At 69.7% G+C, this 16,844-nt stretch carries 14 protein-coding genes and 1 tRNA gene; 10 read left to right on the top strand and 5 right to left on the bottom strand.

Annotated features, from left to right (window positions below):
- Positions 1 to 26: 26 nt before the first annotated feature.
- The 4 genes from SY2F82_RS13940 to SY2F82_RS13955 all read right to left on the bottom strand — a co-directional run bounded on the left by SY2F82_RS13940 (position 27) and on the right by SY2F82_RS13955 (position 2,522).
- Complete coding sequence (locus SY2F82_RS13940; protein WP_200419318.1) at positions 27 to 338, bottom strand: pore-forming ESAT-6 family protein; 312 nt, start codon at positions 336 to 338, stop codon at positions 27 to 29.
- A 65-nt stretch (positions 339 to 403) separates the two neighbouring features.
- Positions 404 to 736 carry a hypothetical protein gene (locus SY2F82_RS13945; RefSeq protein WP_200419319.1) on the bottom strand — a complete coding sequence of 111 codons (333 nt, stop codon included), beginning with the start codon at positions 734 to 736 and terminating at the stop codon, positions 404 to 406.
- 636 nt (positions 737 to 1,372) lie between these two features.
- Entirely contained in the window at positions 1,373 to 1,951 is a 579-nt protein-coding gene (locus SY2F82_RS13950) for a hypothetical protein (RefSeq protein WP_200419320.1), read from the bottom strand.
- A gap of 139 nt (positions 1,952 to 2,090) precedes the next feature.
- A complete protein-coding gene (locus SY2F82_RS13955) occupies positions 2,091 to 2,522 on the bottom strand; it encodes a type ISP restriction/modification enzyme (protein ID WP_268980390.1) in 432 nt (143 codons plus the stop codon).
- A gap of 396 nt (positions 2,523 to 2,918) precedes the next feature.
- On the opposite strand from SY2F82_RS13955, the gene SY2F82_RS13960 reads away from it, so the two are divergent.
- Positions 2,919 to 4,055: a hypothetical protein gene (locus SY2F82_RS13960; protein ID WP_200419322.1), complete on the top strand. Its 1,137-nt coding sequence runs from the start codon at positions 2,919 to 2,921 to the stop codon at positions 4,053 to 4,055.
- Positions 4,056 to 4,084: 29 nt separating this feature from the next.
- On the top strand, positions 4,085 to 5,257 hold the full coding sequence (locus SY2F82_RS38810) for a hypothetical protein (protein ID WP_374707153.1): 1,173 nt from the start codon (positions 4,085 to 4,087) through the stop codon (positions 5,255 to 5,257).
- A 376-nt stretch (positions 5,258 to 5,633) separates the two neighbouring features.
- Here the strand turns inward: SY2F82_RS38810 and SY2F82_RS13970 are convergent.
- Positions 5,634 to 5,705 (bottom strand) — tRNA-Arg (locus SY2F82_RS13970).
- Between the two features lie 109 nt (positions 5,706 to 5,814).
- Between SY2F82_RS13970 and SY2F82_RS13975 the strand changes: the two genes are divergently transcribed.
- The 8 genes from SY2F82_RS13975 (at position 5,815) to SY2F82_RS14010 (ending at position 16,755) form a co-directional block, all read left to right on the top strand.
- Positions 5,815 to 6,366: a response regulator gene (locus SY2F82_RS13975; RefSeq protein ID WP_374707154.1), complete on the top strand. Its 552-nt coding sequence runs from the start codon at positions 5,815 to 5,817 to the stop codon at positions 6,364 to 6,366.
- A 468-nt stretch (positions 6,367 to 6,834) separates the two neighbouring features.
- Positions 6,835 to 7,824 (top strand): ArgS-related anticodon-binding protein NrtL, encoded by a 990-nt coding sequence (gene nrtL, locus SY2F82_RS13980; RefSeq protein WP_200419323.1) that lies wholly within the window; start codon positions 6,835 to 6,837, stop codon positions 7,822 to 7,824.
- A 16-nt stretch (positions 7,825 to 7,840) separates the two neighbouring features.
- Positions 7,841 to 9,232, top strand: a complete 1,392-nt coding sequence (gene lysA, locus SY2F82_RS13985; protein WP_200419324.1) for a diaminopimelate decarboxylase — start codon at positions 7,841 to 7,843, stop codon at positions 9,230 to 9,232.
- Positions 9,233 to 9,396: 164 nt separating this feature from the next.
- Positions 9,397 to 10,686: a homoserine dehydrogenase gene (locus SY2F82_RS13990; protein ID WP_200419460.1), complete on the top strand. Its 1,290-nt coding sequence runs from the start codon at positions 9,397 to 9,399 to the stop codon at positions 10,684 to 10,686.
- Between the two features lie 6 nt (positions 10,687 to 10,692).
- A complete protein-coding gene (gene thrC, locus SY2F82_RS13995) occupies positions 10,693 to 11,751 on the top strand; it encodes a threonine synthase (protein WP_200419325.1) in 1,059 nt (352 codons plus the stop codon).
- A gap of 256 nt (positions 11,752 to 12,007) precedes the next feature.
- Entirely contained in the window at positions 12,008 to 12,925 is a 918-nt protein-coding gene (thrB, locus tag SY2F82_RS14000) for a homoserine kinase (RefSeq protein WP_200419326.1), read from the top strand.
- A gap of 408 nt (positions 12,926 to 13,333) precedes the next feature.
- Positions 13,334 to 15,331: a transcription termination factor Rho gene (gene rho, locus SY2F82_RS14005; protein WP_200419327.1), complete on the top strand. Its 1,998-nt coding sequence runs from the start codon at positions 13,334 to 13,336 to the stop codon at positions 15,329 to 15,331.
- A 284-nt stretch (positions 15,332 to 15,615) separates the two neighbouring features.
- Positions 15,616 to 16,755, top strand: coding sequence for an LCP family protein (locus tag SY2F82_RS14010; protein WP_200419328.1), 1,140 nt, complete (start codon positions 15,616 to 15,618; stop codon positions 16,753 to 16,755).
- Positions 16,756 to 16,844 lie beyond the last annotated feature (89 nt).

A 16,844-nucleotide genomic window follows, 5' to 3' on the forward strand; every position in this document is an offset into this window, starting at 1 on the left:
GCCGATCCCCCGTCAAAAAGTCATGGTCAGCCGATGTTGTCGACGGCCGCCCTTGCCTTGGCCAGCGTCGACTGCGCGGTCCCGTCGTTCTGCTCCAGCGTTGTGCGGACCAGCCGGATGATGTCGCGGACCTCGCTGGCGGCGCGGTGCCAGCGGACCTCCTTGCCGTGGTACTCGTCGGCCACGCCGTCAGCCGTGAAGTCGGCCATCGCGGCCTTCACCGCGCGGTCGCGGTCCGTCAGGACGCGCTCCAACTGGCCGATGACGCCGGCCAGGCTGAGTTGCACCTCGGCCGAGGCGCCGGTGTCGTACGAGCGACGGTCCTGGTTCTGGCCCATGGGCGGGTTCCCCCTCGAAAGCAGAAAGACGGTGGTGGTGAGGACGGCTTCAGCGGATGCGGCTGTTATCGTGCGCCGAAGCGGGCCGCGTCGAAGTTGGCCGCGCCCATGTTCTGACGGGCGGTGTCGCCCAGTTCCACGTCACCGGTGCCGAACGCGCTGTCCATGCCGGACTGGCCGCCCAGGATCGCGCTCAGTGAGCTGTTCAGATCCGCGGTGATCTCGTCTGCGTGCGCCTTGAACGTGTCGAACGCCGCCTTGCCCGCTCCGTTGAACTTTCCTTCCAGCGGCTCCGCCGCCTGGATGAGCAACTTGATCAGAGTGCCCAGGTCCTCGCTGGAGCCCATGGTGCTCTTGCCGAGCTGCGACAGGGTCGTCGACCCCATGTCGAACTTCATTCACCCACCCCCGTAAGCGTGTTGTGCGTGAGGCCGCTCGATCGCCACCGCGGCATCATGCGTCGCGCTGACCTCACAGCTTGTCGAACATCCTCTCGCATCACGGGTTGCAGACACAACGCGAAAGCGTCTTAAGTGGCGCGATCCTATTCATGGGTGGCTTATCCCTAGCCGCCTACACTTTGCCCTCCGCTCCCCGGAGTGACGACAGGACCAGGCGGCCGTACCGTGCCGTCAAGGCCCCTGCTGTGGCGGCGACGGACAGTGCGAGTGCTACGAGCAGGTGTGTCACGGAGTTGTCGCCGAGGACCTGCAGGATGCTGAGAGCGGTGCCGAGGGGCGAGATTGGTGAGGACGCCCAGGGCGCCGCTGCACGTCGAGGAGGACCCCGTTCACAGCGAAACAGTTGATGACAGGTCTTGGAGCGCCTCGTACAGGCTGTCCCGGCAGGATCCGGACCAGCGCACGCGGCTCCGGAGTGGATGTAGCGATCCCGTCGCATACCTCGACTGACCTGTCAAAAGGAGACCTGGGGTACCACCGGGACGGGCAGTGTGTCGGAGGTGTGTCGAACGCGTCGCCAAGCATGGGCTTGGACCGGTGCCTGACTTCACCTGCTGCTCGTCGCCTGCGAAGCTAGATCCAGCCGATGCGGCGCAGGACGGGCACAACGCGGGTCACCGCATGGAACGCGGGGTGGGCACCATCGTCGCAGTCCGGTTCGAACAGAGCGCAGAGCTCGCCTTTGCCTGGCCGATCGCGGGTGACGATTTCTCCCTTATGGCCGATGTCAGCGATACCCAATCGGCATGCTGCACGGATGAGGTCTGCGCCGCACTCAGCGTCGAGGGCGTCGAGCGTGTGCGGCTGCCGGTGCATCGGCCAGCCGTCGGCCGCGAAGGTGATGGTGCGTGCGGTCATCCATGTGTGCTGTTCGTCGTCGCAGTAGTAGATGCCGGCGCGGCGCCGCTCGTAGAACTTGGCAATTGCTCGGGGGAGTTCGGGGAGTTGCTCGGGCATGATCGTGCGAATGTCGCGCTCTCCGACCTCCCAGGTGATGTCCCGGATGGTGATGCTAGGGCGATCCTCCACGGTCAGTGCCCAGTCGGAAGCGAAGCCTGGGGATCGTTCTTTTGTGAAGGTCAGCCCGCGGAGTGCGAACAGCTTTTCGGGTGCTGTGAGAGCTATGCCCTTCCCGAGCTCGATCTTGGACATATGAAGCCTGCCGTTCTCCGTACGTGCGCGGGCTCTGGTGCTGTGGGACTGGATTGCGGATAACCGGTCAGTTGCACTACCAGATCACAAGGGGGACGGGGGCGCCGGAGCTTCCGTCCCCCTTGCTTCCTGTTGTTTCTCAGAAGATGGCCTCACCCTCGCCTGCCCGGGGCAACCGCGTGGCGTATTCAGGGACAGGCAGAACGCCATCCGCTGTTAGGTCGTTCACCGTAATGCGCGGTCCCTGGCAGATTTCGTCCAGCAGTTGGCGCTGCTCTGGCTCAGGTTCCACCAACAGGCCCAGCACGTTGAGGAGTTCGAGCAGCTCAGAAGTCCAGTCAGGGAGCCAGGTAGGCGAGCACTCGTGGTCGAGCGAGCGCAGCCGCTTGCCCGCAGGCTCCTTACGGCGGTAGCCGAACCACTTGTCCAGCACATTCATGCCCGACACCGAGTACCGGCGCACCTCTGGCTCTCCTGGTCCAACGCAGCCAGTTCCTATCCATAGCTGCTTCGAGGCCTCGTCATACCGCATGGACGTCGGCATGCCATCTGCAGTGTCGGGGATTGCCACCAGACTGACCGGGCGCCGTTCGGCCGGGAGGCGGGGGCTCTGAGGTGCTCCATGCCTCCCTGCGCTGGCATCGTTGGTGCCACGGCCGAGATCATTGCAACCGGTCCCCCAGTTTCCAACATTCCTCTCGTATGGCTGGACCAGCTGACTGCCGTGGCCCCACCCTCATGAGACGACACACCTAGCGCGCGTATTGAGTCGTGATCGATGCGTGCGGGCATCCGACACGGGTCGGCGTGTCATGGCAGTGCCTTATCTCCGTGTTTTGCAGCTGTATATGACAGGTTGTCGGTTCTAATGGGGCGCGTGGTGATGGCGTCCTTCGGAGGCTGCCTCCCATTCCCCAGCTCACACCCATGGCGTGTGAGATCACTTCCAAGAGAGGGGCGCCTCGTCGTGACCAACGACGTTCACAAATGGGACGGCATGGGCTGGCGCGGACTGCGGCCCGCCACCGCCCGCCGGGCGGGGGGCGTGTCAGGTCGGGTTTCGGTGTGGTCGCGGGCCGGGCTTCGAGGGCGCGGTTGGCGTGCCGGGGTCACCGCGGCGGTGTGTGCCGTGCTGACGGGTGCGGGGACGTTGCCGGCCACCGCTGACTCCACGGCTGCGGGCCGTCCCGGCGGGAGACAGGCCGCCGCCGTGGTCAGTCAGACGTTCACTTTCACCGGCGCTCCGCAGACCCTGACGGTTCCTGCGGGGATGGTCGTTGCGATCACCGCGGATGGCGCCGGGGGCGCCGACTACACCGGCAAACCTTGTCTTTTCCTGGCGTCGGGCGGGACGGGGGCGCGGGTGGTGACCACTCTGCCGCCATCCGCCTCCCCGACGACCTACACCGTCAACGTCGGGGGCACCGGCGCCGCCGGCTGCAACCAAAGCGGCGCCGGCGGCTTCAACGGCGGCGCCCCAGGAGGCAGTGCGAGCGGCCCCAATGGCGCTCGCCAGGGCGGTTCCGGCGGAGGCGGGGCGTCCAGCGTCAGCACCGGCACCAGCCTCGTCGTCGTCGCTGGTGGTGGCGGCGGTGCCGGCGGATCCAACGCCGGCGCCGGAATTACAGGGGGAAGCGGGGGCAACGGTGGCACACCGGACGCCACCGCCGGCGCCACCGGAGCATCCCTTTTTGGCGGTTCGCCGGGAGGTGGCGGGCAAGGCGGCAGCACCACCACCATGACCGGCGGCACCGGCGGTGCGCCCGGCAGTCCCCATGCCCCTTGCACGGCCACCGCGGGTGGCCCGGGGAGCGGTTTCACCGGCGCCACGCCCGGCACCGGGGGCGCCGGCGGCAACAGCACCGCGTGCTTTACTGCTGGGGCCGGGGGAGGCGGCGGCGGAGGATACTTCGCCGGCGGCGGTGGCGGCGGAGCCACCGACCTCCGAAACGGCGGTAGCTTCGCTAATGGTGGTGGCGGTGGTGGGGGCAGCAGCTTCGCCACCCCGTCGGGCACCGGAACCAGCTTCAGCGCCTCGACGATCGGGACGGCGAACAGCAACGGCCAGGTGATCATCTCCTACGCCCCCCTGCTCCCAGTCTGACCATCGGTAAGAGTCACAGTGGCAGCTTCGTGCGGGGGCAGTCCGGTTCCTACACCATCACGGTCGGCAACAACGGGACCGGCTCGACCGACGGCAGTACGGTCACTGTGACCGACACGCTTCCCGCAGGACTCACGGGTACAGCGTTGAGCGGTACGGGATGGTCCTGCACCCTGGCCACCCTCACCTGTACCCGTAGCGACGTCCTGGCTGCGGGGGCCAGTTACCCGCCGATCAGCCTTACGGTGAACGTGGGCTGCACCGCATCGGATCAAGTCACGAATGCGGCTTCCGTGACGGGCGGCGGGGACACCGACACCCACACCGCGACCGACCCCACGACCATCACCGGGGCCTGCTCGCCCTCGCTGACCATCGGTAAGAGTCACAGTGGCAGCTTCGTGCGGGGGCAGTCCGGCTCCTACACCATCACGGTCGGCAACAACGGGACCGGCCCGACGGACGGCAGTACGGTCACTGTGACCGACACGCTTCCCGCAGGACTCACGGGTACAGCGTTGAGCGGTACGGGATGGTCCTGCACCCTGGCCACCCTCGCCTGTACCCGTAGCGACGTCCTGGCTGCGGGGGCCAGCTACCCTCCCCTCACCCTCACCGTCGATGTCGCCTGCACTGCCCCTGACGGCGTCACCAACACGGCTACCGTCTCCGGCGGAGCCAGCGCCCCTGACACCGTCACCGACCCCACGAGCATCACCGGCGCCTGCCCGCCCTCACTGACCATCAGCAAGCACCACACCGGCCACTTCGAGAAGGGCAGGAAGGGCACCTACACCCTCACCGTCGCCAACAACGGCAGCGGCCCCACCAGCGGAACCGCCACCGTCACCGATACCCTTCCCCCGCAGCTCAGGGCGGTCTCGATCAGCGGCACCGGCTGGACCTGCACTCTCGCCACTCTCACCTGCACCCGCAGCGACGTCCTGGACCCGGGCAGCAGTTACCCGCCGATCACCATCACTGTGAAGGTCTCCTGCGCGACTCGTGAGAAGGTTGCGGACACCAAGCGCGGCGGCAGCATCCAGGTCATCAACACAGCCAGTGTCACCGGCGGCGGCAGTCCATCCGACACCGCCACCGACCCCACCACCATCAGATGCAACAAGCGCGACGGGCACCACAGTCCGAAGAGGCACGAACGCCACAAGCTGCAAGAGCACACATCCCCCAGCCGCCGCTGACCAGCAGGCAACACCCCACGGCACGCTCGAGGGTCTCTACGGCGGCCGAAATAACGCCGCGCTCTTCAAGGTAGGTGCGCTGCCCCGGCAGGCCCCTGCGGGCGGGCCAGTCGGGATCGCGCGAGACGTCCCGGGCGAGATCGCCAATGGCGCTGTCTTGATCGACGTGGGTCTTCAATCACGCAGTGGAGCTCTTCGGCTTGGGCATGTCCGCATCCTTCCGCCGCCGCGTGGCGTCCACACGTGAGTGTGTCGGAGGTGTGTCGTGAACGCTGAGAGACAACGAGAGAGGGCGGGAGTCAGTCGGACTGACTCCCGCCCTCTTCTGTCGGCATCCGCCCTGGTCAGCGCTTGATTTCTGCTGATCCTGGGCGAGTGCCCCCGGCAGGATTCGAACCTGCGCACACGGCTCCGGAGGCCGTTGCTCTATCCCCTGAGCTACGGGGGCGTGTCCCGCGCTGTTGCGCTGACGGGTAGAACCCTACCAGCTCCTTCCTGGTGGTCATGAACCGTTTCCCGGGGGCTCCGTCGTCGCGGCTCGCCCGGACGGGGCGGAAGTGGGGAAAACCCGGACGCGGCCCCCTGGGGCGACCTACTCTCGAGTTGTGCCAGGCGCGTCCGGCCGGGTGCTTGTTGTGGACGACAACAAGGTCATCCGGCAGCTGATCAGGGTCAACCTCGAGCTGGAGGGTCTCGAGGTCGTGACCGCCGCCGACGGTGCCGAGTGTCTGGACGTCGTGCATCAGGTGCGGCCCGATGTCGTCACCCTGGATGTCGTCATGCCTCGGCTCGACGGGTTGCGGACGGCAGCGCGGCTTCGTGCCGATCCGCGGACCCGGAAGCTGCCCCTTGCCATCATCAGCGCCTGTTCGCAGTCGGAGGTCGAGAGCGGGCTCGATGTCGGCGTCGACGCCTTTCTCGCCAAGCCCTTCGAGCCGTCCGAACTCGTCCAGCTCGTGAAGGACTTGATCGAGCGCGGTCCTCAGGTCGGCCGGCACCACCACCAGCAGCAGAGCGGTCGCGACCTCCACGGCACGCCCGACTCCGGTGCCGCAGATCACGTCGAACCCGCCGGGCACGCCCCCCATGCCGGGCAGCCGGGCGGTTGAGGCAACCCCTCCCCGCACGCCGCCACCCCCGGCAACCGCAAGCCACCAGGCATGCCCCGCCGGGCGACCGCAAGCCACCAGCCATGCCCCGCCGCGCGCGCGACCGGGCCGCCCCGCAGTCCGCCGGGCGACCAGGCCGCCCCGCAGCCCCGACCGGCAACCGAGCCGCCCCCACCCAGGCCCGCCGGGCGACCGCAAGCCACCAGCCATGCCCCGCCGCGCGACCGGACCACCCCCCAGCCCACCGGGCGACCCGACCGCCCCGCAAGCCCGCCCGGCAACCAGGCCGCCCCCAGCCCCGCCCCGCAACCGAACCGCCCAAGTCCAGCCCCTCCCGGCAACCGGCCCGCCCCCAGCCCGCAACCGAACCACCCAAGCCCGCCCCCGCCCCACCACCCCCGTCCACATCCCGGACCCCAGCCGAAACAACTCGCCTACCCACCCCCCTCCTCCCCTACCCTTGTCCCCGTGACCCCCGTCGAGCTGTCCCGCACCGTGCTGCACGCGGTGCGTCGTGCCATTGACGTGGGCGAACTCAGCGTGCCGCTGCCCGCACGTGCCGTGGTCACTCCGCCGGGGCCCGGTGGCCGTGGGGACTACGCCACCAACATCGCCCTTCAGCTGGCCCGTCCCGCGGGGCGTCCGGCTCTTCAGGTCGCCGAGATCCTCCGGCCCCATCTCCGTGACACCGCCGGTGTCGCCGACGTCGAGATCACCGGGCCCGGGTTCCTCAACATCCACCTCGACCAGGGCACCGCCACCGCCGCCCTCGTCCGCCAGATCCTGGACGACCACAGCGACACCTACGGCCACACCACCACCCTCGACGGCGCCGTCATCCCCCTCCGCATCCCCTACGACATCCGCGCCGAAATCGTGGCCGACACCCTCGTGCGGATCATCGCCACCCAGGGCGGACGCGCCGAGATCGATCATGCGCGTCCTGGTGAACCCGTCGATCTCCGCCCCGTCCCCGCGCCCGAGGACCCCACCCCGCTCGGCCCCGACGCCGCCCGCTGGGCCCTCCTCCACCCCGCCGCCCACGACCGGCCCCGGATCACGGCCGACCATCTCCTCCAGCGCGAGAGCAACCCGCTGTTCCGCGTTCGCTACGCCCACTCCCGCGCCCGCGCCCTGGCCCGCAACGCCGCGAGACTCGGATTCGAGGCCGCCCCCGGCGACGTATCCGACGCGACCGCCGCCGCCCTCACCCGCTCCCTGGCCGAGTACCCCACCGCCCTCGCCCAGGCGGCAGCCCACCGTGCGCCCGATCGGCTCGCCCGGCACCTCGTCGCCGTCGCCGACGGACTGCTCGCCTTTCAGCACACCGTTCTCCCGCTCGGCGAGGAGAAACCCTCGGCCGCCCACCGCGCCCGGCTCGCTCTCGCCGAAGCCGCCGGGGCGGTGCTGGCCGGCGGCCTGTCCCTGCTCGGTATCAGTGCACCCGATTACCTGTGAGAGAGCCTGACCAGTCATGAGCCGTTCCGCGCACCCCGCCGGGCCCCGCCACGCCGACGTCCTGCCCGAGGGGCACTACTCCGCCCCGCCCGCCGACCTCAACGCCCTCGACCCCAAGGTGTGGGCGCAGACCGTCACGCGTGACGCGCATGGTGTCGTCACCGTCGGCGGTATCGACGTCAAGACGCTCGCCGAGCGGTTCGGCACCCCGGCCTACTTCATCGACGAGGCCGACTTCCGGACCCGCGCCCGCGCGTGGCGTACCGCCTTCGGGCCGGACGCCGACGTGTTCTACGCCGGGAAGGCGTTCCTGTCCCGCGCCGTCGTGCGTTGGCTGTACGAGGAAGGGCTCAACCTCGACGTCTGCTCCGGTGGTGAGCTCTCCACCGCTCTCGCCGGCGGTATGCCCGCCGACCGCATCGCCTTCCACGGCAACAACAAGTCCGTCGAGGAGATCACCAAGGCCGTCGAAGCCGGTGTCGGGCGCATCGTCCTCGACTCCTTCCAGGAGATCGTGCGGGTCGCGCACATCGCCTCGTCCCTGGGCAAGCGGCAGCGCGTCCAGATTCGCGTGACCGTCGGCGTCGAGGCGCACACCCACGAGTTCATCGCCACCGCCCACGAGGACCAGAAGTTCGGCATCCCGCTCGCCGACGGTCAGGCCGCCGAAGCCGTACGCCGTGCCCTCCAGCTCGACGGGCTCGAACTCATCGGGATCCACTCCCACATCGGGTCGCAGATCTTCGACATGTCCGGGTTCGAGGTCGCCGCCCACCGGGTTGTGGGTCTGCTCAGGGAGATTCGCGACGAGCACGGCGTCGAGCTGCCCGAGATCGACCTCGGCGGCGGCCTCGGTATCGCCTACACCAGCGACGACGACCCCCGTGAGCCCCACGAGATCGCCAAGGCCCTCACCGAGATCGTTTCGCGCGAGTGTGAGGGCGCCCGTCTGCGCACGCCCCGTATCTCGGTCGAGCCGGGCCGTGCCATCGTCGGGCCGACCGCCTTCACCCTCTACGAGGTCGGCACCATCAAGCCGCTCCAGGGGCTGCGTACGTACGTCTCCGTCGACGGCGGCATGTCGGACAACATCCGCACCGCGCTCTACGACGCCGAGTACAGCGTCTGTCTCGCCTCGCGCACCTCGGACGCGGAGCCGATGCTGGTCCGCATCGTCGGCAAGCACTGCGAGAGCGGGGACATCGTGGTGCGGGACGCCTTCCTGCCCGCCGATCTCGCGCCCGGTGACCTCATCGCCGTACCGGCCACCGGCGCCTACTGCCGGTCCATGGCCAGCAACTACAACCACGCGCTCCGCCCGCCCGTCGTCGCCGTGGCCGACGGGGACGCCCGGGTCATCGTCCGCCGCGAGACCGAGGACGACCTCCTGCGCCTCGACGTCGGGTGAGGCGCACCGCCCAACGAGCCCACGGACACGGCGGAAGATCTTCCGGTCTTCCGCCGCTGACAAAATGAAATGAACGTCTCACGATCCGGACCAAGGGCAGAAACTCCCGTCCGGTGAGTGAGACTGGTCAAACCGTAGACCGCATGAGGAAACGAGGTCGGATGATGCGTACGCGTCCGCTGAAGGTGGCGCTGCTGGGCTGTGGGGTTGTCGGCTCAGAGGTGGCGCGCATCATGACGACGCACGCCGACGACCTCGCCGCCCGGATCGGCGCGCCCGTGGAGCTCGCGGGCGTGGCCGTGCGGCGGCCCTCCAAGGTCCGGGAGGGCATCGACCCCGACCTCGTCACCACCGATGCCACCGCCCTCGTCAAACGGGGGGACCTCGACGTCGTCGTCGAGGTGATCGGCGGCATCGAGCCGGCCCGGACCCTCATCACCACCGCCTTCGAGCACGGTGCCTCGGTCGTCTCCGCCAACAAGGCCCTCCTCGCCCAGGACGGGGCCGCCCTCCACGCGGCGGCCGAGGAGCACGGCAAGGACCTGTACTACGAGGCCGCCGTCGCCGGTGCCATCCCGCTGATCCGGCCGCTGCGCGAGTCCCTGGCCGGCGACAAGGTCAACCGGGTGCTGGGCATCGTCAACGGGACGACCAACTTCATCCTCGACAAGATGGACTCGACCGGCGCCGGGTACCAGGAGGCCCTCGACGAGGCCACCGCCCTGGGGTACGCGGAAGCCGACCCCACCGCCGACGTCGAGGGGTTCGACGCGGCCGCCAAGGCCGCCATCCTCGCCGGGATCGCCTTCCACACGCGCGTGCGCCTCGACGACGTCTACCGCGAGGGCATGACCGAGGTCACCGCGGCCGACTTCGCCTCCGCGAAGCAGATGGGCTGCACCATCAAGCTGCTCGCCATCTGCGAGCGGGCCGCCGACGGGGGCTCGGTCACCGCGCGCGTGCACCCCGCCATGATTCCCCTGACCCACCCGCTCGCCTCCGTGCGCGGCGCGTACAACGCCGTCTTCGTGGAGTCCGACGCCGCCGGTCAGCTCATGTTCTACGGTCCGGGCGCCGGCGGTGCGCCGACCGCCTCCGCCGTTCTCGGTGATCTCGTCGCCGTGTGCCGCAACCGGCTCAGCGGCGCCACCGGGCCCGGAGAGTCCGCGTACGCCGCCCTGCCCGTGTCGCCCATGGGCGACGTCGTCACCCGGTACCACATCAGCCTCGACGTCGCCGACAAACCGGGCGTTCTCGCCCAGGTCGCCACCGTCTTCGCCGAGCACGACGTCTCGATCGATACGGTTCGTCAGCAGGGGAAGGACGGCGAGGCGTCCCTCGTCGTCGTCACCCACCGAGCGTCCGACGCCTCGCTCAGCGGGACCGTCGAGGCGCTGCGCAAGCTCGACACCGTGCGGGGTGTCGCCAGCATCATGCGGGTTGAAGGAGAGTAACCAGCAATGACCCACCAGTGGCGCGGAATCATCGAGGAGTACCGGGACCGGCTGCCGGTGTCCGACAGCACGCCGGTCGTCACCCTCCGCGAGGGCGGTACGCCGCTCGTGCCCGCGCAGGTGCTCTCCGAGCGCACCGGGTGTGATGTCCATCTCAAGGTGGAGGGCGCCAACCCCACCGGGTCCTTCAAGGACCGCGGTATGACGATGGCCATCTCCAAGGCCAAGGAGGAGGGGGCGAAGGCCGTCATCTGCGCCTCCACCGGCAACACGTCCGCCTCTGCCGCCGCCTACGCCGTGCGCGCCGGCATGGTCTCCGCCGTGCTCGTGCCGCAGGGCAAGATCGCGCTCGGCAAGATGGGCCAGGCCCTGGTGCACGGGGCGAAGATCCTCCAGGTCGACGGCAACTTCGACGACTGCCTCACCCTCGCCCGGGCGCTCAGCGACAACTACCCCGTGGCGCTGGTCAATTCGGTCAACCCGGTGCGTATCGAGGGTCAGAAGACGGCGTCCTTCGAGATCGTGGACATGCTCGGCGACGCCCCGGACATCCACGTCCTGCCGGTCGGCAACGCGGGCAACATCACGGCCTACTGGAAGGGCTACAAGGAGTACGCCGCCGACGGCGTCGCCAAGCGCACCCCGCGCATGTGGGGCTTCCAGGCGTCCGGCTCCGCCCCGATCGTGCGCGGCGAGGTCGTCAAGGACCCCTCGACCATCGCCACCGCCATCCGCATCGGCAACCCGGCGTCCTGGAAGTACGCCCTCGAGGCGCGGGACGAATCGGGCGGGCTCATCGATGAGGTGACGGACCGTGAAATCCTGCGCGCCTACCGGTTGTTGGCCGCGCAGGAGGGTGTCTTCGTGGAGCCCGCGTCCGCCGCGTCCGTCGCCGGGCTGCTGAAGGCGGCCGAGCAGGGCAAGGTCGACCCCGGGCAGCGGATCGTGTGCACCGTCACCGGCAACGGCCTCAAGGACCCCGACTGGGCCGTCGCTGGCGCCCCGCAGCCGGTCACCGTCCCGGTCGACGCGGCGACCGCCGCCGAGCGGCTCGGCCTCGCGTAACCGGGCCCTTCCCGGGGGATAACCCTTACGAGCGCCGACAGAGGGGGCACAGGGGCAGCACGACACGCATCGTGCGCCTCCTGTGCGCCCTATGTCGCCGCAGAACCTTCCTTCGATAGGCTGTACTGAACCCGCCCGCCGCATATGCCGCAGCCGCATGTGCCGTGGTGCCGCGCCGCCTTCGCGGCCTTCGGGTCCTTGGTACGTCATCGAATGTCATTCGACGATCACGCAGCTCAAGGAGAGTCAACGAGCGATGGCCGGTCCAGCGTTCCGCGCCGCCGCCGTCCGGGTGCGCGTCCCCGCCACCAGCGCCAACCTCGGTCCGGGCTTCGACGCCCTCGGGCTCGCGCTGGGGCTCTACGACGACGTGGTCGTCCGGGTGGCCGACTCCGGGCTGCACATCGACATCGCGGGCGAGGGCAGCGACACCCTCCCGCGGGACGAGAGCCATCTCCTCGTGCGGTCCCTGCGCGCCGCCTTCGACACGCTGGGCGGGCAGCCGCGCGGCCTGGAGATCGTCTGCGCCAACCGCATCCCGCACGGACGGGGCCTCGGCTCCTCCTCCGCCGCCATCTGCGCCGGCATCGTCGCCGCCCGCGCCGTGACCATAGGCGGCGACAGCCGGCTCGACGACACCGCGCTGCTGGAACTCGCCACCGAGATCGAGGGCCACCCCGACAACGTCGCGGCCTGTCTCCTCGGCGGCTTCACCCTCTCCTGGATGGAGCGCGGCGCCGCCCGTGCGATCCGCATGGACCCCGCCGATTCCATCGTTCCGGTGGTTTTCGTCCCCGGGAAGCCGGTCCTGACCGCGACCGCGCGCGGACTGCTCCCGCGCACCGTGCCGCACGTCGACGCCGCCACCAACGCGGGCCGCGCCGCCCTGCTCGTCGAGGCCCTGACCAGGCGCCCCGAACTGCTGCTGCCCGCCACCGAGGACCGCCTCCACCAGGAGTACCGCGCCCCGGCCATGCCGGAGAGCGCCGCGCTGGTGGAGCGGCTGCGGGCGGACGGCATCCCCGCGGTGATCTCCGGCGCCGGCCCCACGGTCCTGGCACTCGCCGACGGTGCGAGCGCCGACAAGGTGGCCGACCTGGCGGGCGAGGGCTGGGCCGCCAACCGGCTGGAGCTGGACAGCCAGGGAGCGAGCGTGCTGCCGCTTGCGCCCTGACACACGGTTGCCGGATTTCGAGAGGGGGAATGTTTGTTGGATCCGGTAGTGTTAACCTCAAGTCTGCACCCGACCCCGCCATGGCGAGGTGCTTCGTGTCCCCGTCCGGGACCAACATTCTTCCGGGAGCTTCCCAAGCTGCTCTGTGTTCCGTATCACGTACCTGAGCCATACGTCGTACGCGGACACTGAGCGGATTGCAGAGCACGCTCCGGAATCGGCGTGACCGAGCCGCGCGACACAAAACCGGGTGTCACGGCTTCGGGAAGCGCCAATCACCAGATATCTCTTCCGCCGCTTTGGCGGACCACCGCACCGGCACGGTTCACACAAACCGGACCGAAGCCGGACAGCACAACCGGTCGCCGAGCCAGACAGGCCGACGTCCGCTCCAGGGAAGGACCCTTCGTGAGCGACACCACCGATCTGATGGGCGCACGTGTCGAGGACACCGCTGCCGCGCCCGCCACGGACGCCTCCGCGCCTGCCACCGGTGCCGGGTCCCGGCGGCGCCGCGGTACCGGCCTCGAGGGCATGGTGCTGGCCGAGCTGCAGCAGGTCGCATCCGGCCTCGGCATCAGGGGCACGGCGCGCATGCGCAAGAGCCAGCTGATCGAGGTCATCAAGGAGGCGCAGGCGGGGGGTGGCGCCCCGGCCGCCAAGGCCGACACCGCCACCGAGACCAAGCCCAAGCGCCGGGCCACCTCCAGGACCCGCACCGGCGACGAAGCCGCCCCGGCCGAGCCCAAGGCCGCCAAGGCCGACAAGGCCTCCTCCGAGCAGGCCGTGGCCCCGCAGCAGATCGAGATCCCCGGCCAGGGAGCCGGTGACGACGCCCCGGCCGAGCGCCGCCGGCGCCGCGCCACCGCCGAGGCCGGCAGCCCCGAGACCGTCGCCGCCGAGGCGCAGAGCGAGCCGAAGGCCGAGACCCCGGCCCAGCCCCAGCAGGCCCAGCCGCAGGGCGACGGCGCCAAGGCCGACTCCGGCGACGGCGGCGAGGGCCGCCGCCGCGACCGCCGTGAGCGCGGCCGTGACCGCGACCGCCGCGGCAAGGGCGACGACCAGCAGCAGGGCCAGGGCGGCGGCCGCCAGGACCGTCAGCAGCAGGGCCAGCAGCAGGGTGGCGGACGCCAGGACCGCAACACCGGTCCGCAGGACGACGACGACTTCGACGGCGGACGCCGGGGCCGTCGCGGCCGCTACCGCGACCGCCGTGGCCGTCGTGGCCGCGACGACATCGCCGCCGAGCCGCAGCTCGCCGAGGACGACGTCCTGATCCCCGTCGCGGGCATCCTGGACATCCTCGACAACTACGCCTTCATCCGGACCTCCGGCTACCTGCCGGGCCCGAACGACGTGTACGTCTCCCTCGCCCAGGTCCGCAAGAACGGCCTGCGCAAGGGTGACCACATCACGGGTGCGGTCCGTCAGCCCAAGGAGGGCGAGCGCCGCGAGAAGTTCAACGCGCTGGTCCGCCTCGACTCCGTCAACGGCATGGCGCCCGAACACGGCCGCGGCCGCCCGGAGTTCAACAAGCTGACCCCGCTCTACCCGCAGGACCGCCTCCGCCTGGAGACGGACCCCGGTGTCCTCACCACCCGCATCATCGACCTGGTCTCGCCGATCGGTAAGGGCCAGCGCGGTCTGATCGTGGCCCCGCCGAAGACCGGTAAGACCATGATCATGCAGGCGATCGCCAACGCGATCACGCACAACAACCCCGAGTGCCACCTGATGGTCGTCCTCGTCGACGAGCGTCCGGAAGAGGTCACCGACATGCAGCGGTCGGTCAAGGGCGAGGTCATCTCCTCGACCTTCGACCGCCCGGCCGAGGACCACACCACGGTCGCCGAGCTGGCCATCGAGCGCGCCAAGCGCCTGGTGGAGCTGGGCCACGACGTCGTCGTGCTGCTCGACTCGATCACGCGTCTGGGCCGTGCGTACAACCTCGCCGCCCCGGCCTCCGGCCGCATCCTGTCCGGTGGTGTCGACTCGACGGCCCTGTACCCGCCGAAGCGCTTCTTCGGTGCGGCCCGCAACATCGAGGACGGCGGCTCGCTGACCATCCTCGCCACCGCCCTGGTGGACACCGGGTCCCGCATGGACGAGGTGATCTTCGAGGAGTTCAAGGGCACCGGCAACATGGAGCTCAAGCTCGACCGGAAGCTCGCCGACAAGCGCATCTTCCCCGCGGTGGACGTGGACGCGTCCGGTACGCGCAAGGAGGAGATCCTGCTCGGCGCCGAGGAGCTCAACATCGTCTGGAAGCTGCGCCGGGTGCTGCACGCGCTCGACCAGCAGCAGGCGATCGAGCTGCTCCTCGACAAGATGAAGCAGACCAAGTCGAACGTCGAGTTCCTGATGCAGATCCAGAAGACGACCCCGGCCCCCGGCAACGGGGACTGAGCAGGTCGTCACAGCACAGGGCCGCCCCGTCGGGTACGACGGGGCGGCCCTGTGCGTCGGCGAGATTTACGCCACAAGGAACTGATTGCGGGCGGTACGGCCCCTACGCCCCTGTACGGGCGAAGTCGCAGGTGAACGCGATGCTGCCGACCCCGCAGTGACCGTGCGTGTTTGCCGGGCCACGTCCTGGACACTCAGCGTTGTGCAACTCTTGCTCCGGTTTCTCCGTCTGACCGAACGGAGCGACCATGGACCAATGAGAGGCCGCCAGGACTGAGGAGCACATGCCTTCCGAGAGCACGCCGGACGCCGGCATAGCCGGCGAGGCCACGACGCTGGGCCCGCGTCGCGGCGGCAAGGGCCGCCGCCGCAAGCCCCGCAGCGCCGGACGCAAGGCGCTCACGGCCACCGCATGGAGTGCGGCGGGCATCCTGCTGCTCGGCGGCACCGGCGCGGGCTACCTGTACTTCAAGCTCAACGGCAACATCAAGAGCGTCGACATCAACCAGGCGCTCGGCGGCGACCGGCCCCGGAAGGTCGACAACGGCTCCGAGAACATCCTGGTCCTCGGCTCGGACACCCGTTCCGGCGCCAACAGGAAGCTGGGCGGCGGCACCGACGACGGCACCGGGCGTTCGGACACGGCGATGATCGTGCACCTGTACAAGGGCCACAGGCAGGCCAGCGTCGTCTCCATCCCGCGCGACACCCTCGTCGACCGCCCCGCGTGCACCGACCCCAAGGGCGTCACGCACGCCGCGGGCCGCGGCTCCATGTTCAACGAGGCCTACTCCGTCGGCGGCGCCACCTGCGCCGTGAAGACCGTCGAGTCGATCACCGGTATCCGTATGGACCACTACATCGAGGTCGACTTCGCCGGGTTCGAGAAACTGATCGACACTCTCGGCGGCGTCCAGGTGACCACCACCAAGGACATCCACGACGACAGCAGCCACCTCGACCTGAAGGCCGGCACGCACACCCTCAACGGGCAGCAGGCGCTCGGCCTGGTCCGCACCCGGCACGGCGTGGGCGACGGCTCCGACCTCGGGCGCATCCAGCTCCAGCAGGCGTTCATCAAGGCCCTGGTCAGCCAGGTCGAGCACATCGGCGTGCTGACCAGCCCGCAGAAGCTGTACGACCTCGCCGACACCGCGACGAAGTCCGTCACCACCGACTCCGACCTGGCCTCCGTCAAGGACCTGGCGTCGTTCGCCGAGGGGCTGAAGGGCATCAGCTCCTCCCACATGAACATGGTGACGATGCCGGTCCAGTACGACCCGGCGAACCCGAACCGGGTCCTGCTGGACGAGGCCAAGGCCCGGCTGATGTGGACCGCACTGAAGAACGACCAGCCGATCCCGGCGGCGGCGACGAAGGGGACGGCCACGGGCGAGGCCAAGGGTGTGGTCAGTGCCCCGTAAGGGGCGCGAGGCACCACATCGAGCCCGCACCCGCCCACGGCGACGAGGCGGCCCCCGGTAGGCGAACCCACCCGTCCTGCCGTTAGGGA

Origin of the sequence: Streptomyces sp. Y2F8-2, from assembly GCF_014905555.1 — a bacterium.
Lineage (GTDB): Bacteria > Actinomycetota > Actinomycetes > Streptomycetales > Streptomycetaceae > Streptomyces > Streptomyces cynarae.